Here is a 25480-nt window from a genome sequence, read left to right on the forward strand (position 1 = left end):
GATTGGGCCGGGATGGGTCACAGCCCGGGTGGCAAATTGATGACGGTCGGTATCGACGGCAGCGTGATCTGCGACGGAAGCTGGGGGATCAGGCCGGGTGCCGGGGAATTCGCGGGCGTCGTGGTCTGGGTGCTCGACGCGGTAGTCGGTGACGTCGTGCTTGGCGTGGTGGAAGACGACGTCGTCTCGGTCGTCGTCTCGGTCGTGGTGGTCGTCGTGGTGGTCGTGGTCGTGGTCGTGGTGGTGGTGGTCGGCTGAGTTGTCGTGGTGGTGGTCGGCGCCACGCTGGTGGTCGTGGTCACCGAGGCCGGGCTAGGGCGGCCCCGGGACAACAGCACGATGCCGTAGATGATCAGACCGATCAATACCGCGATCAGCACGCCCCACCCCACCAGCGCAAGCGGCTTGCGCCACCCGGGAGTCGGCTCGGGTTGCGGGTCGTGTCCGTGCCCGCCGCCATAACCGTAGTTGCCGTAACCGGTCGGGTCGTTGGAGCCGAATTGCGGCGGGTCGTACCTTGTCACGGCCGCTGATGCTAGCCGTTACGACCTACCCCGAAATGCAGCCACGCGGGCCCGTTGCCGATCGGTGACCTGCGTCAGGGCAGGTGCGGGACCGTGATTGTCGGCCCACCCGGAATCGTGATGGTCGACGGGATGGGCGGCAGGTGCGGGGCGCGGTGAGTCGGTTGCTGCGTCGGCTGTGGGCCGGGCGGCTGACTGCGCGGCGGGTTGGCCGGCGGCGGTTCGCTGGCGGAGCTGGTCTCCGTGCTGGTCGACTCGGTGGTGGTAGCGGTCGTGCTGGTCGACTCGGTGGTGGTCGTCGTAGTCGTGGTCGACGTCGACGTGGTGCTCGGGGCGGGGCTGGTGCCACCCCCGCTACCGAACAGCTGCAGGACGCCGTACGCAATTAACCCCAGCAGGATCAACACCAACAGTGCCCAGCCGATCAGCGCCGCAGGCTTGCGGTACCACGGTCGCGCACTGGCATCGGCGTTGGGATCGTCAGGGTCCAGCGGGCCGAACTGATCGGGGGGCGGGCCTTCGACCGTCGGCTGGTACATCAGGGACGGATCGTCTGGTTGATACGAACCCGACGGCGGCGGACCCTCGACGGTGGGCTGATTCATCACCGACGGACTCGGCGGCGGGTAGGGGCCGGGCGGCGGTCCTTGCACCGTCGGCTGATTCTGCAGCGGTGTGCCCGACGGCGGCCCGCCGGGAGGCGGGCCCTGCGGTGGCGGGCCTTGTTGGGTCGGTCCCTGGTGCGTCGGGCCCTGGTGCGTCGGGCCCTGGTGCGTCGGGCCCTGGTATGGCGGACCTTGGTGCGTCGGGCCCTGGTATGGCGGGCCTTGTTGGGTTGGTCCCTGGTGAGTCGGGCCATGTGGTGGCGGACCCTGCGGTGGCGGGCCTTGAGGCGGATGTCCGCCGTAACCGCCGTACTGGGTCGGCTGCTCGTTGAAGTCGTCTGGTGGGCCGTAGCGTGCCACGGGTCTGATCGTATAGGTCCGAACGCCTATCGGTTCAGAACGTGTCGACCTTGTCGATGCTGACGAACATTCCGTGTTTGGTGGCGTTGTTCTCGAAGCGCGTGCCGTCCTTGGTGGCGACGATCGTCCACCCCTGCGCGTCGTAGGTCTTGTAATCGATCTGAACGGTGGGAATGGCACCGAGATTGCCCAGAATCCACTGCACATTGCCGGCGGAGGTGATGTGGATGCCGTTGGTGTGCTCGCCGTCTTGCATCGGGGAGTTAGTGAAAGGAGCCTCGCAGCCGACACTGTCCTTATTGATCTGGCAGCGTGTCATGCCGGACTTGGTTTCGATGAAGACGTAGCCGTTGTCGTCGGGTTTGAGCGGAATGGCCCCTGGCGCCGGATTGGGTGACGGACCGGGGTTGGTCGGCGGTAGCGCGACGGGTGTCGACGTGCCCGCCGGCGGCGGGATCATGCTGGGCCGAGGCGTCGGAAACGCGGGTTCGCCGGGCCCGTGGCTGTCCGGCCCGCGCGGCGAGGCGACCGGTCTGCCGTCGACGGTGGTGCTGCATCCGGCAAGGAGCACTGCGACGGCCAACAGGCCGACTCGTGCCTTCGGCAAAAACCGCACGCGCTACTCCCCGAAATCTCCGATATCAGGAAGCCAGAGTAAGCGGGCGATCACGCGAGTTGGTGCAGTGACGCGCGTTTGGAACGGCGCCGTAGGCAAAGTGTGATCAGCGCCGCGGCTACTCCGAAGGCGGTCCGGCTGCGGCGGCCTGTACCCGGTTCCGGACCAGGAACCAGCCACCGATCAGCGCCGGGATGCCGACCGCCATCGCCGCCAGCATCCATTTCCCATAGGTCTCGTCGAACATCATCAGCACCAGCACGGCGGCCAGGAACACCAGGGTGGCCCAGCCGGTGTACGGCGACAGCGGCATGCGGAAGTTGGGGCGTTCCATTTCGCCGGCGTTGGCCAGCTGGTGGAACCGCAGCTGGCAGGCGACGATGGTCGCCCACGCCACGATGACGCCAGTCGCCGCGATGTGCAGCACGATTTCGAAAGCGTGTTTGGGGGTGACGGCGTTGAGACCGATGCCGAACAGGCCGATCGCGGCGGTCAGCAGGATGCCGCCGAACGGCACCCCGTTCTTGGACATCACCGCCGTGAACTTCGGGCCGCTGCCGTTGATCGCCATCGACCGCAGGATTCGCCCGGTCGAATACAGGCCGGCATTGAGGCTCGACAATGCGGCGGTGAGCACCACGAGATTCATCAGATCGTCGCCCCAGGAAATGCCGAGCTTGTTGAAGAACGTGACGAACGGGCTCTCCCCTGCCTTATAGGCGTTGTAGGGCAGCAGCAGCGCCAGCAGGATCGTCGACCCGATGTAGAAGACCGCGATGCGGAACACCACCGAGTTGATCGCTCGCGGCATCATTTTCTCCGGATCCTCGGCCTCCCCGGCGGCGATGCCCACCAATTCGACGGCGGCATAGGCGAATACGACCCCCGCGGTGACCAGGACCAGGGGCAGCAGCCCCTTCGGCAACAGACCGTCGTAGTTGCTCCACAGCGACAGCCCGGTGTCTTGGCCCTCGATCTTGAACCGCCCCGCCAGGAACACGGTGCCCACGACCAAGAATGTCACCAATGCCAGCACCTTGATCAGGGCAGCCCAGAACTCCAGCTCACCGAACAGCTTGACCGAGATCAGGTTCATCGACAGCACCACGACCAGCGCGATCAAGGCCAGCAGCCATTGCGGGACGACCTGGAACGCATGCCAGTAGCGGCAGTACTGCGCGATTGCGGTGGTATCAACGATCCCGGTCATCGCCCAGTTCAGGAAGTACATCCAGCCAGCGGCGTACGCCACCTTTTCACCGAAGAACTCCCGAGCGTAGGAGACGAACGATCCCGACGACGGTCGGTGCAGTACCAGTTCGCCGAGGGCACGCAGAATCAAGAAGACAAAGACGCCGCAGATCCCGAAAACGATGAACAAGCCCGGTCCGGCCGACGCGAGCCGGCCACCGGCACCGAGGAACAGACCGGTGCCGATAGCGCCGCCCAACGCGATCATCTGCAACTGCCGGTTCTTGAGGGCCTTGTGATAACCCTCGTCTTCGCGGCCGAGAGTGCTTTCGGACGGTGTCATCCAGTTCCTTGTCGCTGTTGCTAGCGGGGGACGCCGCGAGACTGGGAGCCAGGCTATCCCACCGTCGTCCTTCGAGCAGTTCGGCGGCCTGCGTCGGACGCGATAATGGCCCTGCGTCGGACGCGATAATGGCCCTGCGTCGCGACGCGATAATGGCTGAGTGGAGCACGCGATGCGGCGCGGAGAGGTGCGCAACTTCGGGCCGGTCGCCGGAACGGGGGCAGCCCGTGCCATCCCGGGCATCGGCGCAGCGGACCTGGGCGAGGTGGTGCAACTACCGAACGGGTCGTATGTGGCCGTCTTCGGTGATTGCTTCGGTGGCGACCGGGTGGGCAGCGCTCCGCACTATCCGTCGGCGGCGGTGCCGGTGAAATTCGACGAGCACGGCCGACCTGAATTCGGCGCGCCGCTGACCGGCCCGCGAGGGAGTCGAAACCCGCTGTTCGTGCCGCCGCGTCGGGCGCGCGGCTTCAACACGCTTCCGTCGGGCAGCGTCGCCCTCGGCGACCGGACGTACATGCTTGTGGTCGGCACGCACGAGCTGAAACCGGACGGTGGTTCCTGGCTGGTGAAGGTCACCGACGATCCTGCCAGGGGCTGGAAACCGGTCAGGGGGTCCTGGCGCCCCGGCGATTACGCCGCCGGCGGGCAGTCTCAGATCAGCGGCTACCAAGCCGACGACGGCTACGTGTACGTGGTCGCCGATTCGTTCGACCGCACTCGGCCGGTCACGCTGTACCGGACCGACCCCCGTAGGTTCACCGATCGGTCCGCCTGGCGGCCGTATGTCAAATCTTCGGATGGCAGAACGGGCTGGGGCAGACCGGGGCAGGCGCCCGTCGCCATCAGTGTCACCAATTTCGGAGAACTGAGCTTCCGGCAAGTCGACGGCGCAGCGGTGCTGGCCGGTTTCAACGTCCGAAACGGCCCCGACGGTGCGGTGGAGATCTGGGTGGCGGACAGCCCTACCGGGATTTTCCAGCACGGAACCATGACGGTTCTCATGCAGCAGAGCGACCCGCACGGTTCGAACTTCGTGCCGCAGAACTACGGCGGGTACATCCTGCCCGGCTCGACTCTTGATCGAATGAATATCTTTGCCAGCCAATGGAACACGCGTGCAGATGAACACGGGATCCCGCTGGGTGCGCCGTACAACACGCAGTTGGTCGTCGCCAACCTGGGCCAGCGGAGCCTCAATAGTCAACCGCTGTGAGCGCTTGGGCGGCGGGGCCGAACATGGTCTGTTTGATGGCACCCAGTGTGCCCCGGTCCTTTTGGCCCAGCGGTCGCAGCAGATCGGTGGCCGCTGCGGTTACTTCGCCTTCGCCGGCGGTGGCGTCGACGATCCCGAGTTCGGCGGCGTCGGTACCGCCGAACCGCCGCCCGGTGGTCATCGAGGCGACGGCTGCTCCCGCAGTGAGCTTGGCCTGGATGATCGCGGCCATGCCGGGGGTGAACGGGATCCTGATGTCGACCTCGGGGAAGCAGAAATAGCCGCGGTCGGCCCGCATCAGGCGAAAGTCGTGCGCCAGAGCCAACATCGCTCCGGCGCCGAACGCGTGGCCGACGACCGCCGCGGCGGTTGGTATGGGCAGGGTCAGCATGCGCGCCAGCAGGGTCTGGACTCGGCCGACGTACCACTGGGTTTGATCACCATGTGCGCCGAGCCAGTCCAGATCCAGTCCGTTGGTGTAGAACTTGCCGGTCGCGGTGGTGACGAGGCCTTGTGCGTCGCTGGCTTCGATGGCGTCCAGGTGGGCGTTAATTTCGTCGAGAAACACTGGTGAGAAACGATTTTCGTCGTCACCGAGGTTGAGGACGGCGATCTTCTCGTCGTAGTCCAAGGTGATGGTCATGGTTCGCTCCCTTTTCCTGCTTCTTTCCTGGATGGCGGGCCGACGTCCAGGACGGCCTGCACGGCTGCGCGCAGATGAGCCCGAGCTGTCTTGCTGTTCAACCGATTGCGGTTGAGCAGGATCGCGGTGGGCAGGTCGACGATGCATTCCGTGATGGTGTCAACGGCCTCGGCGTCCTTTCGTTCCCATACGCCGATGGCGAGCCGGATCATCAGTTGTATCAACTGACGTTCGAGTTCTCGTATTTTGCTGAGAGTTTCGTCGGGAAGCTTTTTGTTGAGCAGTTCGTCGCGGGGCACGGTAAGCAGCAGTCGGCCGGAGTTCGGATACTGGTTGACGAATGCCGCCGGTGCGTCTGCGGCGCTCAGGACGGCCTGCACGCCGGCGGCTTCACCTCCCGTTGAGAGCGCCTCGTCCACCGACGCGTTCTGGGTGTTCAAGAACCGGCGAGCCGCGCGAAGCCACGCCTGTGCGAGTAGTCCGGCACGCGACCCGAAGCCGTGATACAGCGCGCCGTTGGACACCCCGACGTCGGCGCTGATCGCGCGAATCGTCACCGCGGCCGGGCCCGAGGCCACGGCCAGCGAGTCGACGGCATCGAGGACCCGATCGCGGTCATGGATGCGGGGACGGGGCATGGATTCACCGTAACAGAGCGCGCGCTCTGTTACGGTTCCTGGCTCTTGAGGGGTATGTGCGCACCTCAGGAGGCTTTCGCGAAGTGTGGCCGCCGTCCGGACTGAAGACGGGCAGGCAGCCCAATCCAGACGGTCTTACGATTTCCACAATTTCCTCTTAATTTTCTTAATCTTGAGGTATTGTCGATCCTCGTAAAGCGAGTCTGTGGCGCACTGCGCCCGGAACGGAGCAGCCGAGATGGACGAGTTAGGTTCGCGGGCGGTGGTTTTGGGCGCCGGCATGGCGGGATTGTTGGCCGCCCGGGTGCTTTCGGAGTTCTACACATCGGTCACGCTGGTGGAACGCGATGTCTTGCCTGATCGCGCCGAACAGCGCAAAGGCGTGCCGCAGGGCCGCCATCTGCACCACTTCCTGAGTCGCGGCACCCAGGTGATCGGCGAACTGTTCCCGGGCATCCTGGACGAACTCGCGGTTGCCGGAGCCGTTGTCGATGACAGCGACGACCTCTCGCGGCAATACATCAAAGTCTTCGGCTACGAACTGAAGCCTGCCGGCCGGTTGGCCGATCCCGGATCGTTGACGGCATACCAGGCCAGTCGCCCCTTCATGGAATGTCATCTACGACGCCGCGTCGCCTCGCTGGACAATGTCACGATCCTTGACGACCACGAATTCGACGGTCTGGAGCTCGCGGATAATGTTGTCACTGGCGCCCGAATTACCAACCGCGACAACGGTACTAACACTGTTCTCGATGCTGCGCTAGTAGTCGACGCGACAGGGCGTGCGCAGCGCACAGCGCACTGTCTAAAGACGCACGGCTTCGGTACCGCACCGGAAGAAGCGATACCATCGGTCGGCGGGTACTCCTGTCAACTGCTTCGTATCCCGCTAGGGCAGATCCACCAGCGCATCGCCTTCGTCAATCAGGGGGTCAGCGCGCCTGGAGCACTGCTCGTAGCCTACGAGGACAATACCTGGATGCTTGCGATCGTCCATCCAGCCGAGAAAGGCAGCCCGCCTTGTGATCTCGCCGAAATGATCGAAGCCGCCGAGCAGATGCTTCCCGCGACGATCATGGCCGGCCTGCGGAATGCCACACCGGCGGCGGAGATCTCGATTTCCCGCACCACCGCCGCCGCGTGGCGACGCTATGACCGAATGCTCTATCTGCCAACAGGTCTGATCGCTCTGGGTGACGCGCTATGCAACTTCAACCCGCTGCACGGGCAAGGCATGACGATGGCTTCACTTGAGGCAGTCGCGCTGCGTGACTGCCTGCGAACCGGCAGAGTCAATCTGCCGCAGCGCTACTACCGCGCGACAACCGAACAAATCGCGCCGGTATGGGCGGCGAACCGGGCCAACGACCGCGCACCGGCTACCGTCGGCACACGCGACAGGGGCCGACGATTGCGCGGCCGACTGCAACTCGCAGCGGTGCGGGCCGCGGCGACCGATGTCACCGTCGCTGAGCCGATACTGCGCGTTCGCGGTCTCATCGACCCAGCCTCACGCCTGCAGGACCCGTCGTTATTTCTCCGGATCGTGAGGGCCAACCTCCGGAGCTGGTTTGTCGAGAACGTGCTGAGCCGGCTGAGCCTGCTGGCAAGCGGGTGGCGTACTGGAGCCGCGGACGGGATGGTTGAAGCATGACCAAACGCATTCTGCACGTCGTCAGCAATGTCTCCCACTACGCGGATCCCTCCGAACCGACCGGCCTGTGGCTCTCCGAGCTGACGCACGCCTATCACGTCTTTGCCGACGCAGGCTACGACCAGAAGATCGTCAGCCCGAGCGGCGGGCTCTCACCGCTCGAGCCACGTTCGCTGAAGTTTCCGAACTACGACAAGACCGCAAAGGCGTGGAAGGCCGACGACGCCAAGATGGCCATGCTGGCCAACACCGCCTCGCCCGATCAGATCGACTCGGCTGACTTCGATGCGATCTACTTCACCGGCGGGCACGCAGTGATGTTCGACTTCCCTGACAGCGAAGGTCTGCAACGCATCACACGCGAGATCTTCGAGCGCGGCGGAATTGTGTCGTCGGTATGCCACGGCTACTGCGGACTTCTCAACACCAAACTATCGGACGGATCGCTGCTGGTCGCCGGCCGCAAGCTGACCGGTTTTGCATGGTCGGAGGAAGTTCTGGCTCGGGTCGACAAGCTGGTGCCCTACAACGCCGAAGAGGAAATGAAGAAGCGCGGCGCTCGGTATGAGAAGGGACTGATTCCGTTCCTCTCCCATGTCGTCGTCGACGGAAAGCTGGTGACAGGCCAAAACCCTGGGTCGGCCAAGGCTACGGCCAAGAAGGTCGTCTCGGTATTGCGCGGCTGACCGGCACGCTAGGGGTTTCCACATTTATCTTCGCGGCCCCGACCTCGCGGGTGGTCACGTTGTTGAGGCTTTGCGTCACCCCGTGACCAGCGGCCGATGCGGATTTGGAACGGCTCTGATGGCAAGAAACCCGGTGGGCTCGCGGTTCAGACGTTCGTACTTCTCCTGGTCGATTTCCGCGGCCTCTGCCTCGGGCCGCGGTTCCAGCAGTCGCTCGATGAGGAAGCCCGCCTTGTGCAGCTCTTCGCAGGTCTGCTCGAGTGGTGTCAGCCAGTATCGAACTTGCCATCCCCGGCTCCAGGTCTCTTCGATGACACGGGCCTCAAAGTAGTTGCCACCGTGTCGAAGCCAGTCGCCGGTGGGATGCTGGCGCGACAGTACGAGTGCACCTTCGGGGCGAAGAACGCGCCGCAGTTCGTCCAGCGCGGCGATCCGGTCGTCGACGTACTCCAATGCCAGGGCGAACAGCACGACATCGATTGATTGATCGTCGAGCCAGTCGAGCGGATTGGCCAAGTCGTGGATGCGAAATTTGCCGGTGGGGACTCGCTGCTGAGCCAACTCCACCATTCGGGGGCTCTGGTCGAAACCCATTACGTGGGCACCGCGCTTGGCCAACTCTTCGGCGTAGAGACCCGGCCCGCACGCCGCGTCTAAGACTGTTGCTCCGACGACGTCCCCGAGCAGGCGCAAACACGCGGGGCGATCGTAATGGGCGTTGAACAGGCCATGTTGCGCATGGTCGAGGAATTCGTCTGCGAAGACCTCGTACTGGGGTTGAGTCCCAACACGGCTGTGCACTGTCTCATTCTCAGGCACCGTGCCGGCCTTCCTAGCCTGCCGTGGATGTTTGAGGCTTCGATACCGTCGACGCCGTGGCCGACAACACACCGTTTTATCCCGAGGTCGAACCGTACAACACCGGAATGTTGCCGGTCGGGGAAGGCAACCGGCTCTATTGGGAGGAGTGCGGCAACCCGCATGGAGTTGCGGCGCTGGCGGTGCACGGCGGCCCGGGATCGGGGTGCGTACCTGGAATGCGGCGGCTCTTCGATCCGAACAAATATCGGATGGTGCTGTTCGATCAGCGGGGCTGCGGACGCAGTGCCCCGCACGCCAGTGATCCCGAGGTCGACTTGCGCACGAATACCACCGACCACCTGATCGCTGACATTGAGCTTCTTCGCCGCCACTTGGGGGTGCATAGCTGGGTGGTGGCCGGATGGTCGTGGGGCACCACGCTGGCGCTGGCCTACGCCGAGCAACACCCGGAGAGTGTGACGGCGTTGGTTCTGACCGCGGTCACGACGACCACAGCGCGTGAGGTGCAGTGGATCACTCGCGACGTCGGGAGATTGTTTCCCGCCGAGTGGGCTCGATTCCGTGACGCCGTGCCTGCAGCCGATCGGGCAGGCAGCCTCATCGAGGCCTACTCCCGCTTGCTGAACGACCCGAATCCGGCGGTTCGGGCGCAGGCTGCTCTGGACTGGTGCCAGTGGGAGGATTCTCACATCAACCTGGGGCCGCAGCCGCGTCCCCGGCTGGTCAACGCCGCCCCCGATTTCCGAATGTGCTTCGCGCGGTTGGTTACTCACTACTGGAGCCACGCCGCCTGGCGCGGCCCAACCGAGCTTCTCGACAATGTCACCAGGGTCGCGGACATTCCGGCGGTGCTGATCCACGGACGGCTCGACGTCAGCGGCCCGCCGGATGTCGCCTGGCACCTGCACCGGGCATGGCCGGCGTCCCGGCTCTATATCGTGGCCGGGATGGGCCACGAGTCCGGCGGCGCAATGGCCGCCCACGGGGTCGACGCGCTCAACCGGTTCGCCGCCCTCGGCGCGCCATGACAGAAGCCCCGAGCCCGAGGCGTTGGTGCTGCTCACTGGGGCATCCGACGGCCTGATCGAGACCCCGCCGACCGTTGCCGCCGCCCTTTGCCCGCCCCGGGAACAAACTTCACGGCCCTACCGTTAGCATGATCGACAAGTTGAGTGCACCAGACTCAGGTCTCGGTTGACAGCAAGGCGCAGCCGGAGCAGGCTTGAGCGGGGTTCACTCAGCATAGTGCAGTAAAGAAGCTCAAGATATTCAGGAGGAATCACTATGGCTCGTGCGGTCGGCATCGACCTCGGGACCACCAACTCCGTCGTTGCGGTTCTGGAAGGTGGCGAACCAGTAGTCGTCGCCAACTCCGAGGGCTCGCGGACGACGCCATCCGTCGTCGCGTTCGCGCGTAACGGCGAAGTGCTGGTTGGCCAGCCCGCCAAGAACCAGGCGGTCACCAACGTCGACCGCACCATCCGCTCAGTCAAGCGGCACATGGGCACCGACTGGTCGGTGGACATCGACGGAAAGCACTACACCGCGCCCGAGATCAGCGCCCGGGTACTGCAGAAACTGAAGCGGGACGCCGAGGCGTACCTGGGTGAAGACATCGCTGACGCGGTGATCACCGTGCCCGCATACTTCAACGACGCGCAGCGCCAAGCCACCAAGGATGCCGGCCAGATCGCCGGCCTCAACGTGCTGCGCATCGTCAACGAGCCGACCGCGGCCGCGCTGGCCTACGGCCTGGACAAGGGCGAAAAGGAACAGACCATCCTGGTCTTCGACCTCGGCGGCGGCACTTTCGACGTGTCGTTGCTCGAGATCGGCGAAGGCGTGGTCGAGGTTCGCGCCACCAGCGGTGACAACCACCTCGGCGGCGACGACTGGGACCAGCGCGTCGTGGACTGGCTGGTGGAGAAGTTCAAGGGCACCAGCGGCATCGACCTGACCAAGGACAAGATGGCCATGCAGCGGCTGCGTGAAGCCGCCGAGAAGGCCAAGATCGAACTTTCGAGCTCGCAGAGCACCTCGATCAACCTGCCCTACATCACCGTCGACGCCGACAAGAACCCGTTGTTCCTCGACGAGCAGCTGACGCGCGCCGAGTTCCAGCGCATCACGCAGGACCTGCTAGACCGCACCCGCAAGCCATTCCAGTCGGTTATCGCCGACGCCGGTATCTCGGTGAGCGACATCGACCACGTGGTGCTGGTCGGCGGCTCGACCCGCATGCCCGCGGTCACCGAGCTGGTCAAGGAGATGACCGGCGGCAAAGAGCCCAATAAGGGCGTCAACCCCGACGAGGTCGTCGCGGTGGGCGCCGCGCTGCAGGCTGGCGTGCTCAAGGGCGAAGTGAAAGACGTTCTGCTGCTTGACGTTACGCCGCTAAGCCTGGGTATTGAGACCAAGGGCGGCGTGATGACCAAGCTCATCGAGCGCAACACCACGATCCCCACCAAGCGGTCGGAGACCTTCACTACCGCCGACGACAACCAGCCGTCGGTGCAGATCCAGGTCTATCAGGGTGAGCGTGAGATGGCCTCGGCCAACAAGCTGCTCGGCAGCTTCGAGCTGACCGGTATCGCCCCGGCCCCGCGCGGGGTTCCTCAGATCGAGGTGACGTTCGATATCGACGCCAACGGCATCGTGCACGTGACGGCCAAGGACAAGGGCACTGGCAAGGAGAACACGATCCGCATCCAGGAGGGCTCCGGCATCTCCAAGGAAGAGATCGACCGGATGATCAAGGAAGCCGAGGCGCACGCGGATGAAGACCGCAAGCGTCGCGAGGAAGCCGATGTTCGCAACCAGGCCGAGACGCTGGTCTACCAGACGGAGAAATTCGTCAAGGAACAGCGTGAGGCCGAGGGCGGCTCTAAGGTTCCCGAGGAGACGCTGAGCAAGGTGGAATCCGCTGTAACAGAAGCCAAGACGGCTCTGGGCGGCGACGACATCGGCGCGATCAAGGCGGCCATGGAGAAGCTCGGCCAGGAGTCGCAGGCGCTTGGCCAGGCGATCTACGAGGCCGCTCAGGCCGAGGGCGCCGCGGCAGGCGGCCAGGCTGGTGGCGGCTTTGACCAAGCCGGCTCGGCCGACGACGTCGTGGACGCGGAGGTGGTTGACGACGACCGGGAGTCCAAGTGACCGACGGGAATCAGCAACAGGAACCGGTAACGGTCACCGACAAGCGGCGGATCGACCCCGAGACTGGTGAAGTGCGGCACGACCTCCCCGGCGCTGGACCTGGTTCAGCGCTGGGCGGGCCGTCCGCCGGCGAATCGCCGGAAGAGGCAGGCAAGGCCGCTGAATTGCTCGGCGACCTGCAACGCGTGCAAGCCGACTTCGCCAACTACCGCAAGCGGGCGCTGCGCGACCAGCAGGTGGCGGCCGACCGGGCCAAGGCCAGCGTCGTCAGCCAATTGCTGGGCGTGCTCGACGATCTCGACCGCGCACGCAAGCACGGCGATCTGGAGTCGGGACCGATGAAATCGGTCGCGGACAAGCTGACGAACGTGCTGACCGGGCTCGGGCTGACGGCATTCGGCGTCGAGGGCGAGGATTTCGACCCCGCACTGCACGAAGCCGTGCAGCACGAAGGTGACGGTGGGCCGGGCTCCAAGCCCGTGATCGGCACCGTCATGCGGCAGGGCTACCAGCTCGGTGAGCAGGTCCTGCGGCACGCCATGGTCGGAGTGGTCGACACGGTAGCGGGCGAGGCGAACAAAACCGGTTCCCGCGACACGAGTGATAACGCCGACGACTCCGGTGACTAACACACACAATCAACGAGAGAGCTGAGGAGGTGACGCGAAATGGCCCAGCGTGAGTGGGTCGAGAAGGACTTCTACAAGGAGCTCGGCGTCTCCTCTGATGCCAGCGCCAAAGAGATCAAGACGGCCTACCGCAAGCTTGCCTCCGATCTGCACCCGGACAAGAACCCCGCCGGAGCCGACCGGTTCAAGGCGGTGTCCGAGGCGTACAGCGTCTTGTCCGATGAAGCCAAGCGCAAGGAGTACGACGAAACCCGCCGGCTGTTCGCCGGCGGTGGTTTCGGGGGTGGTCGCCGCTTCGACACGGGTGGCTTCGGTGGCTTCGCTGGTGGCGGCGACGGCGCCGAGTTCAACCTCAACGACTTGTTCGAGGCCGCAGGTCGATCCGGCGGCGCCAACATCGGCGACCTGTTCGGTGGCTTGTTCGGGCGCGGCGGCAGTCCGCGACCCAGCCGGCCCCGCCGCGGCAACGACCTGGAGACCGAGACAGAACTGGATTTCGTCGAGGCCGCCAAGGGCGTCGCGATGCCGCTGCGGCTGACCAGCCCGGCCCCGTGCACCAACTGTCATGGCAGCGGCGCACGTCCGGGCACCAGCCCCAAGGTGTGCCCCAACTGCAACGGCGCCGGCGTAATCAACCGCAACCAGGGCGCGTTCGGCTTCTCCGAACCCTGCACCGAGTGCCGCGGCAGCGGCTCGATCATCGAACATCCCTGCGAGGAGTGCAAAGGCACCGGCGTCACCACCCGCACCCGCACGATCAACGTGCGGATCCCGCCGGGTGTCGAGGACGGGCAGCGGATCAGGCTTGCCGGCCAAGGCGAAGCCGGGTTGCGGGGGGCGCCGTCGGGGGATTTGTACGTCACGGTTCATGTCCGGCCGGACAAGGTGTTCGGCCGTGACGGCGACGACCTGACCGTCACCGTGCCAGTCAGCTTCACCGAATTGGCTTTGGGCTCAACGCTTTCGGTGCCTACCTTGGACGGCAAGGTCGGTGTCCGGGTACCCAAGGGCACGGCCGATGGCCGCATCCTGCGGGTGCGTGGACGCGGGGTCCCCAAGCGCAGCGGCGGTGCCGGCGACCTGTTGGTGACCGTCAAGGTGGCCGTTCCGCCGAACGTGGAAGGCCCTGCGCAGGAGGCGCTCGAAGCCTATGCCGCGGCCGAGCGGTCCAGCGGGTTCGACCCGCGTGCAGGTTGGGCAGGTAACCGCTGATGGCTTCGAATAAAGAGGGATCGCGAACGTTTCTGATCTCGGTGGCCGCCGAGCTGGCCGGTATGCATGCGCAGACCCTGCGCACCTACGACCGGCTGGGCCTGGTCCGCCCGCAGCGCACCGCCGGTGGCGGGCGGCGGTACTCCGAGCATGACGTGGACCTGCTGCGCGAGGTGCAGCGCCTGTCGCAGGACGAAGGCGTGAATCTGGCTGGGATCAAACGGATTATCGAGCTGACCAATCACGTCGAAGCACTGCAGTCGCGGCTCAAGGAGTTGTCCGAAGAGCTGGCGACGTTGCGGGCCAGTCAGCGTCGGGAGCTTGCGGTGGTGCCGAAGAACACCGCCCTCGTCGTCTGGCAACCGCGCCGGTGAGCGGAGCCCGCGTAGCGGGCGAGCGAGCGGCGCCATGGGTGGAGGTCGGTGAGCGGAGCCCGCGTAGCGGGCGAGCGAGCGGCGCCATGGGTGGAGGTCGGTGAGCGGAGCCCGCGTAGCGGGCGAGCGAGCGGCGCCATGGGTGGAGGTCGGTGAGCGGAGCCCGCGTAGCGGGCGAGCGAGCGGCGCCATGGGTGGAGGTCGGTGAGCGGAGCCCGCGTAGCGGGTGAGCGAGCTAAATGATGTTGTTGAAGAATCCGGACAGGTCGCGGCCGAAGTTTAACCCACCGGATACGAACGCCTGGGTCATCATGTTGAGCATAGTCGTGTTGAAGAAGCCCGATATGAAGTTGCCCATGTTCGCCCAGCCGGATTCGAGCGTGCCGCTATTCTGCAAACCCGAAAGGTTCGGGCCCGCACCGTTGAACGCGCCGGAGATCTGTTTGAACGCGTTGCCAATGCCTGAGACTGCGCCGTTGGCAGAGTTGAAGAAGCCCGACGCGCCGCCCGCCCCGGAGTTGAAGAAGCCCGAAGACGGGTCGGTGCCGAAGTTGAAGAACCCGGGCGTTTGTTGCCAATCGAAGCCGAAGGTGAAGGGTCCCACTGTTCCGTTGTCGGCAAAGTTGATCGGGTACGAGATGTTGAAGCTCAACGGCGTCTCTGGGTTGATCACCGACGGATTGAGTGTAAAGGGACCCAAGGTCTCGGTACTGATGGGAATTGGGGGGGATGTCCCGGACAGCACACATCCCACGAACGGGATGTAGATGATGCAGACGGTGACTTCTAGGCTGATCGGGATCTGGAACTGCGAGATGGTGAACATGTCTTGGGTGACGGCGTTGATCGTTCCGGTGATCGGGATGTCGATGTCACCGACAATGCTGTAATCCCAGGGGATCGCCGGGATGGTGCTCTGGTACTGCAAATGTGCCAAGCCCTGGTAGTCGCCCCGCCAGAAGAACCCGTTGCTGTAGTTGCCGCCGTTGAACGCACCGGTGTTGAAATTGCCGTAGTTGGCGACGCCGGTGTTGGAGTTGCCTGAGTTGAGGTAGCCGGTGTTGTAACTGCCCGTGTTGAAGTCGCCGGAGTTGTAACTTCCAGGGTTGAAGCTGCCGGTGTTGGTGTTGCCGGAGTTGAACAATCCGGTGTTGTAGTTGCCCGCGTTGCCGATTCCGGTGTTGACCTGGCCGGTGTTGAAGAAGCCGGTGTTGACCAGGCCGGCGTTGCCGATGCCAGTGTTGAAGCTGCCGGAGTTACCGATGCCCCAGTTGCCGTCGCCGGAGTTGAAGAAGCCGACGTTGTTGGTGCCGGAGTTGAACAGTCCGATGTTGCCGCTGCCGGAGTTGAACCCGCCAAATCCGGTCTGCGCGTTGCCGACCAGTCCGATCCCGATGTTGCCGTCACCGGTGTTGCCGAAGCCGATGTTGCCATTACCGGTGTTGCCGAACCCGATGTTGAAGCTGCCGGTGTTGCCGATCCCGATGTTCTGCAGCGCCGCGGTGAGTGCCGGCCCGGAGTTGCCGAAGCCCCAGTTTCCGCTGCCGAAGTTGGCAGGGCCAAAGTTGTAGCTGCCGATGTTAGCGGCACCGAAGTTGTAGCTGCCGATGTTGCCGTTGCCGAAGTTGTAGTTGCCGATGTTGGCGTTGCCGATATTGAACGCGCCCAGGTTGGCGTTGCCGATATTCCAGAAGCCATTGTTGGCTAGACCCAAGCTGAACGTGGTCGCGTTCGGGCCGTTCTGGAACAGGCCGGCCAGGTTGGTACCGATGTTGTGGAAGCCCGACAAGTTGGCCGGTGTCGCACTGCCGGTGTTGAACAAACCAGAGATGGCGTCGCCGAGGTTGGAGAAGCCCGACTGCATCGACCCGTAGTTGAAGAACCCGGAGTTGCCGAGTGCCGCGGTCGCGTAGTTGAACAGGCCCGAGTTGCTGCCGAAGTTCTGGAAGCCCGACGACAGGCCGCTGCCGAAGTTGAAGAACCCCGACGACGGAGATGTGGTGAAATTGCCGATTCCTGGCCAGGGTTTGAGATCCAGTAGCGGGATATAGGCGGGACCGGCGCCGAACAGACCCTGAATGTGGATGTTCGTGGAGCCGTCGGGGTTACCGATGTTGAAGTTGATGGCGGGCTGATTGCCGAAACTGATGGTGATGGGTGTGTTCGATGGGGCGGACGCGCCGCCGCCGTGGATGTTGATCGGGCCGATCGGGGCCAACACCGTTCCGGCGAGGATGCCGATGTCGAGCGTTCCCCGGGCGGGGATTTGCGGAATAGTGATGGCCGGAATGCTGATGTCGGTGATGGTGCCGGTGATGGGGATGTTGATCGGCACATCGACGGTGAGCCAGCCGTTGATGCGTTCCACGACGATGGTGTAGTTGGCCGACAGCAGACCCTGGCCGTCGGCCCGCCAGAACCAGCCGTTGTTCATGCTGCCGGTCATGAACCCGCCGGTGTCGAAGTTGCCGGCGTTGGCAATTCCGGTGTTGTAGTTGCCGATGTTGTAGAAGCCCGTGTTTGTGTTGCCGGTGTTGCCGATGCCCGTGTTGAAGTTGCCGGGGTTGAATAGGCCGGTGTTGTAGTCGCCCGGGTTGGCGATGCCGGTGTTGAAGCTGCCGGTGTTGAACATGCCGGTGTTGAAGTTGCCCGCATTGCCGATGCCGGTGTTGTTGGTGCCGGTGTTGCCGATGCCCCAGTTCCCGGTGCCCGAGTTGCCGATGCCGACGTTGCCGGTACCGGAGTTGAACAGGCCGATGTTGAAGCTGCCGGAGTTCGTGCCGCCGATCCCGATCTGGTTGTCGCCGGACAGGCCAATACCTATCCCACCGTTGGCCATATTGCCGATGCCGAAATTGCCGGTGCCGGAATTGAAGAAGCCGGTGTTGCCGGTGCCGGAATTGAAGAAGCCGGTGTTTCCGGTGCCGGAATTGAAGAAGCCGGTATTGCCCGAACCGGACGACAGTGAGCCGAAACCGGTCTGGTTGTCGCCGGTGAGCCCAATGCCGATGTTGTTGTTGCCGGTATTGAACAAGCCGATGTTGTAGTTTCCGGTGTTGGCGATCCCCTGGTTGAAATTGCCGGCGTTGGAGAGGCCAAAGTTGTCGTTGCCCAGGTTGAACAGGCCCAAGTTGTTCATGCCGAAGTTGAGCGGTCCGAACCCGAATTGCCCGTTGCCGGTCAGGCCGATGCCGATGTTGTTGTTGCCGGTGTTGCCGAAACCGATGTTGCCGTCGCCGGTATTGCCAATGCCGAAGTTGTAGTTGCCGATGTTGCCGAAGCCCACGTTGTGCAGGGCGGCGGTCAGTCCGGGGCCCGCGTTGTCGAACCCGATGTTCCCGCTGCCGACGTTGCCGAAGCCGATGTTGAGGTCGCCGAGGTTGCCGAAGCCGAAGTTCTGGCTGCCGATATTGGCGCTGCCCAGGTTGAAATTTCCGATGTTCGCGTCGCCCAGGTTCAGTCGGCCGAGGTCGGCCAGGCCCGCGTTGAAGATGGTGCCGGCTTGATCGCGGAACAAGCCGGATAGGTTGGTGCCGATGTTGTTGAGGCCAGACAGGTGGGCCGGCGTGGCGAGGTCGACCGTGCTGGTGTTGTAGAAGCCGGAGACGGTGTTACCGAGGTTGGCCCAACCTGAGGTCAGCGAGCCGAGGTTTTGGAAGCCCGAGACCGAGGTGCTCGTGGCGTTCCACCAGCCGGAGACGTTGGCGCCCATGTTGCCGAACCCGGACACGCTGCCCGGGCCGCTGTTGAAGAAGCCCGACGACGGCGCGCTGGTGGTGTTCCCGAATCCGGGCGTCGCCGGAATGTCGAGGAAAACGACGTGGATCGGACCTAATGCACTGCGGATATGGATCGGGATCGAGCTTGAACCGTCGGGGTTGCCGATGTTGATGTCGATCTTCGGCAGGGTGCCGGAAATGCTCGGAATTGCGATGGGTCCGATGACGAAGTTCGTGATCCCGAGTGCGTTGATGACGATGGCCGGGAACGTGAAGCCGTTGACCAGCAGGTTGGAGAGGTCTGCGTTGATGGGAATATGGACCGGAATATTGATGTCCATGTTCAGCAGCGGGAATTCCGGGATGTCGAGCGCTAAATGCGCACCCAGCAGGCCCTGGTAATCGCCCCGCCAGAGGATGCCATTGTTGAAGCTGCCACCGTTGAAGAACCCGGTGTTGACGTTGCCGTAGTTGCCCAAGCCGGTGTTGTAGTTACCGCTGTTGAAATCACCGGTGTTGTAGCTGCCCGAGTTGTAGTTACCGGTGTTGAAGTTGCCGGTGTTGTCCATCCCGGTGTTGTAGTTGCCGGGGTTCGCGAAGCCGGTGTTGGTGGTACCGACGTTGAACAGGCCGGTGTTGTAGTCGCCCGCGTTCGCGATGCCGGTATTGCCGTTACCCGGATTCCACATGCCCCAGTTGCCGATACCGGCGTTCGCGATGCCCTGGTTGCCGATGCCCGAGTTGCCGATGCCCACGTTGCCGGTCCCGGAGTTGAAGAATCCGACATTGTTGGTGCCCGAGTTGAACAGCCCGATGTTGCCGGAGCCGGAGTTGAGGGCGCCGAACCCGACTTGGCCGTTGCCGGTGAGGCCGATGCCGATGTTGTTGTTGCCGGTATTGCCAAAGCCGATGTTGAAGCTGCCGTCGTTACCAAAGCCCCGGTTGTAGTTGCCTAGGTTGCCCAGGCCGAAGTTGTTGTTGCCCAGGTTTCCAGAGCCGACGTTGTAGCTGCCGAGGTTTCCGGAGAAGACGTTATTGTTCCCCACGTTGCCGAGGCCGAAGTTGTTGCTGCCGAGGTTGCCGAAGCCGAAGTTGTCGTTGCCGACATTGCCGTCGCCGATGTTGCCGAAACCGATGTTGGCCGCGCCGATGTTGGCGATCGGATTGTTGTTGAAGAAGCCGGCGATGTTGTTGCCGATGTTCTCGATGCCGGAAACGTTGCCGGGGTTGACCAGTCCCAGGGTGCTGGTGTTGACGAAGCCCGAGACTGTGTTGCCGAAGTTGGAAACGCCGGAGAGCAGGTCGCCGAAGTTCTTGAAGCCGGAGACACCCGTCATGCCTGACGTGAGGTTGAACAGGCCCGACACGTTGCCGCCGACGTTGAAGAAGCCCGATGAGGTGCCCGAACCGCTGTTGAAGAACCCCGACGACGGGGCGGTCGTGGTGTTCAGGAAGCCGGGCGTGGCAGGAATGTCGATGAAGGGAATTTTGATGGGCAGCAGGCTGCCGATGCCGGTGATATCGATCAGTGGCGGTCCTGGCGGCATGCTGCTGCCGCCCCCGATGTTGCCGCCGATTGCGGGAAGCCTGATCAAGATATTCGGGATGGAGAACGATTGAACGTTGATCACCCTGGCCGTGATGGAGCCGAAGAAGGTCGCGTCAACAACCAAGGACGGGATGGTGAAGCCCTGCACGGTAACGATGCCCAGGTTGGCGGTGATCGGGATGTTGAGGTAGATGGGTACGTGGAGCTTGACCGGGATAGCGGTATCGGGGATGGATTCGGTGAAGTTGAAGCCCCACAGCCCCTGATAATCGCCCCGCCAGAATATGCCGTTGTTGTAGTTGCCGGCGTTGAAGAAGCCCGTGTTGACATTGCCCGAGTTCCCGGCGCCGGTGTTGTAGTCGCCGACGTTGAACCAGCCGGTGTTGTAATTTCCCGGATTGAAGCTGAAAGTGTTGAAGTTACCGGCGTTGAAGTTGCCGGAGTTGTAGCTGCCGACGTTGCCGACGCCCGTGTTGACGTTGCCGGGGTTGAAGAAGCCGGTGTTGACGTTGCCGGCGTTGAAGAAGCCCGTGTTGGTGACGCCGGCATTGCCGATACCCCAGTTTCCGGCGCCGGAGTTGCCGATACCGACGTTGCCGGTACCTGAGTTGAACAGGCCCACATTGTTGGTTCCGGAGTTGAACAGCCCGCTGTTTCCGGTCCCGGAATTCCACCCGCCGAAGCCCTGTTGGTCGGTGCCGTCGAGACCGATGCCGACGTTGTGGTTGCCGGTGTTCGCCAGGCCCAGGCTGGTGTTGCCGGTGTTCGCGAAACCGATGTTGGAGTTGCCGGCGTTGCCGAAGCCGAAGTTGGAGTTGCCGAGGTTGCCCCAGCCGTTGTTGTGATCGCCCAGGTTGCCCAGGCCGATGTTGTGACTACCGAGGTTGCCAAAGCCGAGATTGGCCAGACCGTTGTTGGCGAAACCGATGTTGTTGTTGCCGACGTTGCCGAAACCGATGTTGTTGTCGCCGACGTTGCCGAAACCGATGTTGTTCGACCCGACGTTGCCCAGGCCTAGGTTGAACGTCGAGAAGCCCGGCGGGGGCACCTGGCTGTAGAACAGGCCCGCGAGGTTGGTGCCCACGTTCGAAATACCCGATACGTTGGCCGGTGTGGCCAGGCCCGTGTTGAACAGGCCCGAGATGCCGTCACCGAGGTTCGACATGCCCGAGAGCAACGAGCCGTAGTTCTTGTACCCAGACACACCTCCGAGAAGCGAGAAGTTCTGGATGCCGGAGATATTGGCGCCGGCGTTCAGGAGGCCCGAGACCGTTCCGGTGCCACTGTTGAAGAAGCCCGACGACGGCGCGGTGGTGGTATTAAAGATTCCCGGCGTCGCCGGGATGTTGAACAGTGTCCAGTCGGCCGGTCCGATGGAGGCTGTCGCCGGAATGAAGATGTGCGTTGAGCCGTCCAGGGCCCCGATATTGGCGTTGATTGCGGGGCCGATGACCGTGATGGGTGGGATGGTCAGAGACCTGATCACCCCCGAGGCCAGTGGGAGCGGCCCGATTGCGACGTCCAGCCCGAACGCCACATCCCTCATGGTTATTCCGCTGAACACCGTGTTGGTGAAGCCTGCGGTGATCGGGATGTTCACCGGAATGTCGACGGTGACGTGCGCTGGAATCTCAGGAATGTGGATTCGGTATCCAGCACCGAACAGGCCCTGCTGATTGCCGCGCCATAGGAAGCCGTTGTTCATGTCGCCGGTGCTGAATGCGCCGGTGTCGATGTTGCCGGTGTTAGCGAAACCCGTGTTGTAGTTGCCGCTGTTGGAACCGCCGGTGTTGTAGTTGCCCAGGTTGTCCGTGCCGGTGTTGAACGAGCCGATGTTGGCGACGCCGGTGTTGTAGTTGCCGCCGTTTGCGATACCGGTATTGAAGTTGCCGGTGTTGAAGAAACCGGTGTTGGTATTGCCGGCGTTGCCGATGCCGGTGTTGAAGCTGCCCGTATTGCCGATGCCCCAGTTGCCGTTGCCGGTGTTGCCGATGCCGACGTTGCCGGTGCCGGAGTTGCCGAAGCCGATGTTGTCGCTGCCGGAGTTGAACATGCCGGCGAAGTTGATGCCGATCTGATTGTTGCCGGTCAGGCCGATGCCGATGTTGCCGTTGCCGGTGTTGCCGAAGCCGACGTTGCCGTCGCCGGTGTTGCCGAAACCGAAGTTGTCGCTGCCGAGGTTGCCGAAGCCGATGTTGTGCAGCGCGGCGGTGAGCCCCGGGCCGGCGTTACCGAAACCGAAGTTTCCGTCGCCGACGTTACCGAAACCGAAGTTGTCGCTGCCGAGGTTGCCGAGGCCGAAGTTGCTGAAGCCTTGGTTCCCACTGCCGATGTTGAGGCCGCCGAGGTTTCCGTCGCCGATATTGAAGGCGCCGAGGTTGCCCAAGCCGAAATTGAAGGTGCTGCCGGACGCGGTGTTGAAGACTCCGGACAGATTGGCCCCGAGGTTGTCGATACCGGAGATGTTGGCCGCGGTGGCGAGGTTGAGAGTGCTGGTGTTGTAAAAGCCAGAGACGCTGTTGCCGAGGTTCGCCCAGCCCGAAACCAGCGAACCGACGTTCTGGAAGCCGGAGTTGCCGAGCGCGGTCGCGACGTTCAACATGCCCGACGTGCCTGCGCCCAGGTTCTGGAAACCGGATGATCCGCCGGTACCGCTGTTGAAAAAGCCTGAAGAAGGATTGGTGGTCGAATTCCCGAAACCGGGGGCGGCAGGGATATCCAGGAACGTGATCGTGCGACTCTCGACGGCGCCGGTGATGCTGATCGGCAATGTGATCGTCGGCCCGCCGATCGTTAGGGTGACGAGCGGAGCGGTGATGGTCGAGCCGCCGAGGATGATGGGACCGATGTAGAAGAGTCCCTGCGGGGCGATCAGCGGCACCGGTAGGAAATAGGTCTTGGGGAATACTTGCCCTTCCTGGGTCACTGGAATCACCATGCCGCCCAGCTGCCTCACCACGTTCACCGGGATGTTCATCGACATGTCTATCGGGACGTAAGGCGTGGTGTAGGAGAGGTTGATAGCGATCTGGCCCGCGTTGTTGCCCGATTCACCGAAGCCGTTGTTGAAATTGCCGCTGTTGAGGAATCCGGTGTTGACTCGGCCGGTGTTCAGGTAGCCGGTGTTGGTGTCCCCCGGGTTGACGCCGCCGGTGTTGACGTTGCCGACGTTGAAGTCGCCGGTATTGGTCCGGCCGACGTTGAAGGAACCGGTGTTGTAGAAGCCGACGTTGAAGAAGCCCGAGTTGAAGTTGCCGGCGTTGCCGATTCCGGTGTTCCAGTTGCCGGTGTTCCAAAAACCCGTGTTGCCGGTGCCGGGATTCTCCAAGCCCCAGTTGTTGATGCCGGCGTTGAGGAACCCGTGGTTGCCGGTGCCTGAGTTGCCAATGCCGACATTCCCGTCGCCCGAGTTGAACAGGCCGACGTTGTTGGTGCCGGAGTTGAACAGCCCGATATTGCCGGTGCCCGAGTTCGCAGCCCCGATTCCGAACCGGTCGTTGCCGCTGAGCCCGACGCCGATGTTGTTGTTGCCGGTGTTGGCGAGCCCGACGTTGTTGTTGCCGGTGTTGGCGATGCCCTGGTTGCTGTTGCCTGCGTTGCCGAGGCCGACGTTGTAATTACCCAGATTCGCGAAACCGTAGTTAAAGTTGCCGGAATTGCCGACACCGACGTTGTTCTGTCCAATATTTGCGTTACCGAAGTTCCCCGCGCCGACATTGCTGGCGCCGAAGTTTGAAGTACCGAGGTTGCCGAATCCGATGTTTCTGTCACCGGAATTGCCGAAGCCGATGTTGCCGCTTCCGGAGTTTCCGATTCCGATGTTGTCCTGGCCGACGTTTCCGAACCCGAGGTTGTCGGTGCCGACATTCGCCAAGCCCAGATCTAACGAGAAGTTTCGGAAGAAACCCGAAACGAAGCTGCCCTTGTTGGCAACACCGGAGGTGAATGCCGGCAGTGTGACGGCCAGACTGCTTGTGTTCAACAAACCCGAAACGGTGTTGCCGGAGTTCAAGTAGCCGGAAATGGAGGCGCCGCTGTTTCCGATGCCCGATGCACCGACGCCCAGGGCGTTCGCTGCCGTATTGAAAAAACCGGAGTTGTTGGCGCCGGTGTTGTAGACACCCGACGCGGCGCCCTGGCCTGTGTTGAAGAAACCTGACGAGGGGAGAGTGGTCGAGTTGAAGAAGCCCGCTCCGCCACCGAAGTACTGGCCGTGGTTGTCACCGCGCCACAGGATCCCGTTGTTAAAGTTGCCTGTGTTCAAGGCGCCGGTGTTGACGTTGCCCGGGTTGATAAGACCCGTGTTGTAGTTGCCGTAGTTCAGGAAGCCGGTGTTGTAATTGCCCACGTTAACGCCACCGGTGTTACTGTTGCCCGGATTCAGGAAGCCGGAGTTGTAGTTGCCCGTGTTGCCCCAGCCGGTGTTGGCGATCCCGCTGTTGAAGAAGCCGGTGTTGGCTTCGCCGGAGTTCCCGATGCCGGTGTTGAAGCTGTTGCCTGAGTTGCCGATGCCCCAGTTGCCATCACCAGAGTTGCCGATACCGACGTTATTGGTACCCGAGTTGAACAATCCGATGTTGCCGGTCCCGGAGTTGAAGCCGCCGAATCCGTTGAGGCCGCTTCCGCTGAGACCGATGCCAACGTTGCCGTTGCCGGTGTTGCCGAAGCCGATGTTGTTGTTGCCGGTGTTGCCGAAGCCAATGTTTCCGCTGCCGGTGTTTCCGAAACCGATGTTACTCACGGCGGCCGTCAGCCCCGGGCCGATGTTTCCGAAGCCGAAATTTCCGGTGCCGAAGTTGCCGAGGCCAAAGTTGAGGTCACCGACGTTGGCCGAACCGATGTTGAAGTTGCCAATGTTGGCGTTGCCGAAGTTGCCGTCACCGACATTGACCAAACCAACATTGATGGACGGTCTGGCAGCCACCGCTGCGAGCGCGTCCAGACTCGGGACGCTGGTTGGGGAAGAGACACCGAGCAGGCTCAGCAGACCCTCGGGGAACGGGACGAGCGCTGCTGCCGCCGACGCGGCGCCGGTGTAGTAATCGAACATCGCGACCACGTCCTGGGCCCACATCTGTTCGTAGCTGGCTTCGCTGGCGGCGATTGCCGGCGCGTTTTGGCCGAATATGTTCGACAGGACCAGCGACACGAACTGGGAGCGGTTGGCCGAGATGATCGCCGGGTGGACCGTGGCGGACACTGCGGCTTCGAAGGCCGCTGCCGCGACTCGAGCCTGTGCTCCGGCCTCTTCGGCCTGCGTCGCCGCCGTCGTCAACCAGCCCAGGTAGGGCGCCGCGGCGCTGGCCATGGCCGCCGCGGATGCGCCCTGCCAGGCGGAGCCCGCCAGGCCCGCGGTGACCGAGGAGAAGGAGGACGCCGCCAGGCCCAGCTCGGTGGCCAGCCCGTCCCAGGCCGCCGCCGCCCGCAACATCGGTTCCAAACCGGCGCCCAACAGCAGACGCGCCGAATTGACCTCCGGAGGAAGCATCGCGAAACTCATCAATTGTCCCTAACTGCTACCCAACGGTCGATCGGCAGATGAA

General features: G+C 63.3%; 16 protein-coding genes. 8 read left to right on the top strand and 8 right to left on the bottom strand.

Annotated features, from left to right (window positions below; genetic code table 11):
• Positions 1–17 precede the first annotated feature (17 nt).
• From H0P51_RS03345 to H0P51_RS03360, 4 genes are all read right to left on the bottom strand, one after another.
• Positions 18–524 carry an oligopeptide transporter substrate-binding protein gene (locus H0P51_RS03345; RefSeq protein WP_180916636.1) on the bottom strand — a complete coding sequence of 169 codons (507 nt, stop codon included), beginning with the start codon at positions 522–524 and terminating at the stop codon, positions 18–20.
• A 74-nt stretch (positions 525–598) separates the two neighbouring features.
• On the bottom strand, positions 599–1489 hold the full coding sequence (locus H0P51_RS03350; protein WP_180916637.1) for a hypothetical protein: 891 nt from the start codon (positions 1487–1489) through the stop codon (positions 599–601).
• Between the two features lie 34 nt (positions 1490–1523).
• Positions 1524–2105, bottom strand: a complete 582-nt coding sequence (locus tag H0P51_RS03355; protein WP_180916638.1) for a hypothetical protein — start codon at positions 2103–2105, stop codon at positions 1524–1526.
• A 118-nt stretch (positions 2106–2223) separates the two neighbouring features.
• Complete coding sequence (locus tag H0P51_RS03360; protein ID WP_180916639.1) at positions 2224–3639, bottom strand: amino acid permease; 1416 nt, start codon at positions 3637–3639, stop codon at positions 2224–2226.
• Between the two features lie 160 nt (positions 3640–3799).
• Between H0P51_RS03360 and H0P51_RS03365 the strand changes: the two genes are divergently transcribed.
• Positions 3800–4855: a DUF4185 domain-containing protein gene (locus tag H0P51_RS03365; RefSeq protein WP_180916640.1), complete on the top strand. Its 1056-nt coding sequence runs from the start codon at positions 3800–3802 to the stop codon at positions 4853–4855.
• Here the strand turns inward: H0P51_RS03365 and H0P51_RS03370 are convergent.
• Both H0P51_RS03370 and H0P51_RS03375 read right to left on the bottom strand, forming a co-directional pair.
• A complete protein-coding gene (locus H0P51_RS03370; protein WP_180916641.1) occupies positions 4836–5498 on the bottom strand; it encodes an enoyl-CoA hydratase-related protein in 663 nt (220 codons plus the stop codon). The two genes, H0P51_RS03365 and H0P51_RS03370, sit on opposite strands and share 20 nt — an antisense overlap.
• The gene (locus tag H0P51_RS03375) at positions 5495–6136 is read right to left on the bottom strand and encodes a TetR/AcrR family transcriptional regulator (RefSeq protein WP_180916642.1); all 642 of its coding nucleotides are present in this window, start codon (positions 6134–6136) and stop codon (positions 5495–5497) included. The genes H0P51_RS03370 and H0P51_RS03375 overlap by 4 nt, the downstream gene beginning before the upstream one ends.
• A gap of 238 nt (positions 6137–6374) precedes the next feature.
• Between H0P51_RS03375 and H0P51_RS03380 the strand changes: the two genes are divergently transcribed.
• Together H0P51_RS03380 and H0P51_RS03385 are read left to right on the top strand one after the other, a co-directional pair.
• Positions 6375–7793, top strand: a complete 1419-nt coding sequence (locus H0P51_RS03380; protein WP_246398370.1) for an FAD-dependent oxidoreductase — start codon at positions 6375–6377, stop codon at positions 7791–7793.
• Positions 7790–8479 (top strand): type 1 glutamine amidotransferase domain-containing protein, encoded by a 690-nt coding sequence (locus H0P51_RS03385; protein ID WP_180916643.1) that lies wholly within the window; start codon positions 7790–7792, stop codon positions 8477–8479. The genes H0P51_RS03380 and H0P51_RS03385 overlap by 4 nt, the downstream gene beginning before the upstream one ends.
• A 75-nt stretch (positions 8480–8554) precedes the next feature.
• Here the strand turns inward: H0P51_RS03385 and H0P51_RS03390 are convergent, their stop codons facing one another.
• Positions 8555–9298 carry a class I SAM-dependent methyltransferase gene (locus H0P51_RS03390; RefSeq protein ID WP_246398372.1) on the bottom strand — a complete coding sequence of 248 codons (744 nt, stop codon included), beginning with the start codon at positions 9296–9298 and terminating at the stop codon, positions 8555–8557.
• 56 nt (positions 9299–9354) lie between these two features.
• Here H0P51_RS03390 and pip point away from each other — a divergent pair, with 56 nt between their 5' ends.
• The 5 genes from pip to H0P51_RS03415 all read left to right on the top strand — a co-directional run bounded on the left by pip (position 9355) and on the right by H0P51_RS03415 (position 14669).
• Positions 9355–10329 (top strand): prolyl aminopeptidase, encoded by a 975-nt coding sequence (gene pip, locus H0P51_RS03395; RefSeq protein WP_213016722.1) that lies wholly within the window; start codon positions 9355–9357, stop codon positions 10327–10329.
• Positions 10330–10585: 256 nt separating this feature from the next.
• Positions 10586–12454 (top strand): molecular chaperone DnaK, encoded by a 1869-nt coding sequence (dnaK, locus tag H0P51_RS03400; protein ID WP_180916644.1) that lies wholly within the window; start codon positions 10586–10588, stop codon positions 12452–12454.
• Entirely contained in the window at positions 12451–13083 is a 633-nt protein-coding gene (gene grpE, locus H0P51_RS03405; RefSeq protein ID WP_180916645.1) for a nucleotide exchange factor GrpE, read from the top strand. Before dnaK ends, grpE begins: the two co-directional genes overlap by 4 nt.
• Before the next feature lie 39 nt (positions 13084–13122).
• Positions 13123–14295 (top strand): molecular chaperone DnaJ, encoded by a 1173-nt coding sequence (dnaJ, locus tag H0P51_RS03410; RefSeq protein ID WP_180916646.1) that lies wholly within the window; start codon positions 13123–13125, stop codon positions 14293–14295.
• The gene (locus H0P51_RS03415) at positions 14295–14669 is read left to right on the top strand and encodes a heat shock protein transcriptional repressor HspR (protein WP_180916647.1); all 375 of its coding nucleotides are present in this window, start codon (positions 14295–14297) and stop codon (positions 14667–14669) included. Before dnaJ ends, H0P51_RS03415 begins: the two co-directional genes overlap by 1 nt.
• A 235-nt stretch (positions 14670–14904) precedes the next feature.
• Here the strand turns inward: H0P51_RS03415 and H0P51_RS03420 are convergent, their stop codons facing one another.
• Positions 14905–25437 carry a PPE family protein gene (locus tag H0P51_RS03420; protein WP_180916648.1) on the bottom strand — a complete coding sequence of 3511 codons (10533 nt, stop codon included), beginning with the start codon at positions 25435–25437 and terminating at the stop codon, positions 14905–14907.
• Positions 25438–25480: the final 43 nt, after the last annotated feature.

Source organism: Mycobacterium vicinigordonae (assembly GCF_013466425.1).
GTDB classification, from domain to species: Bacteria; Actinomycetota; Actinomycetes; order Mycobacteriales; family Mycobacteriaceae; genus Mycobacterium; species Mycobacterium vicinigordonae.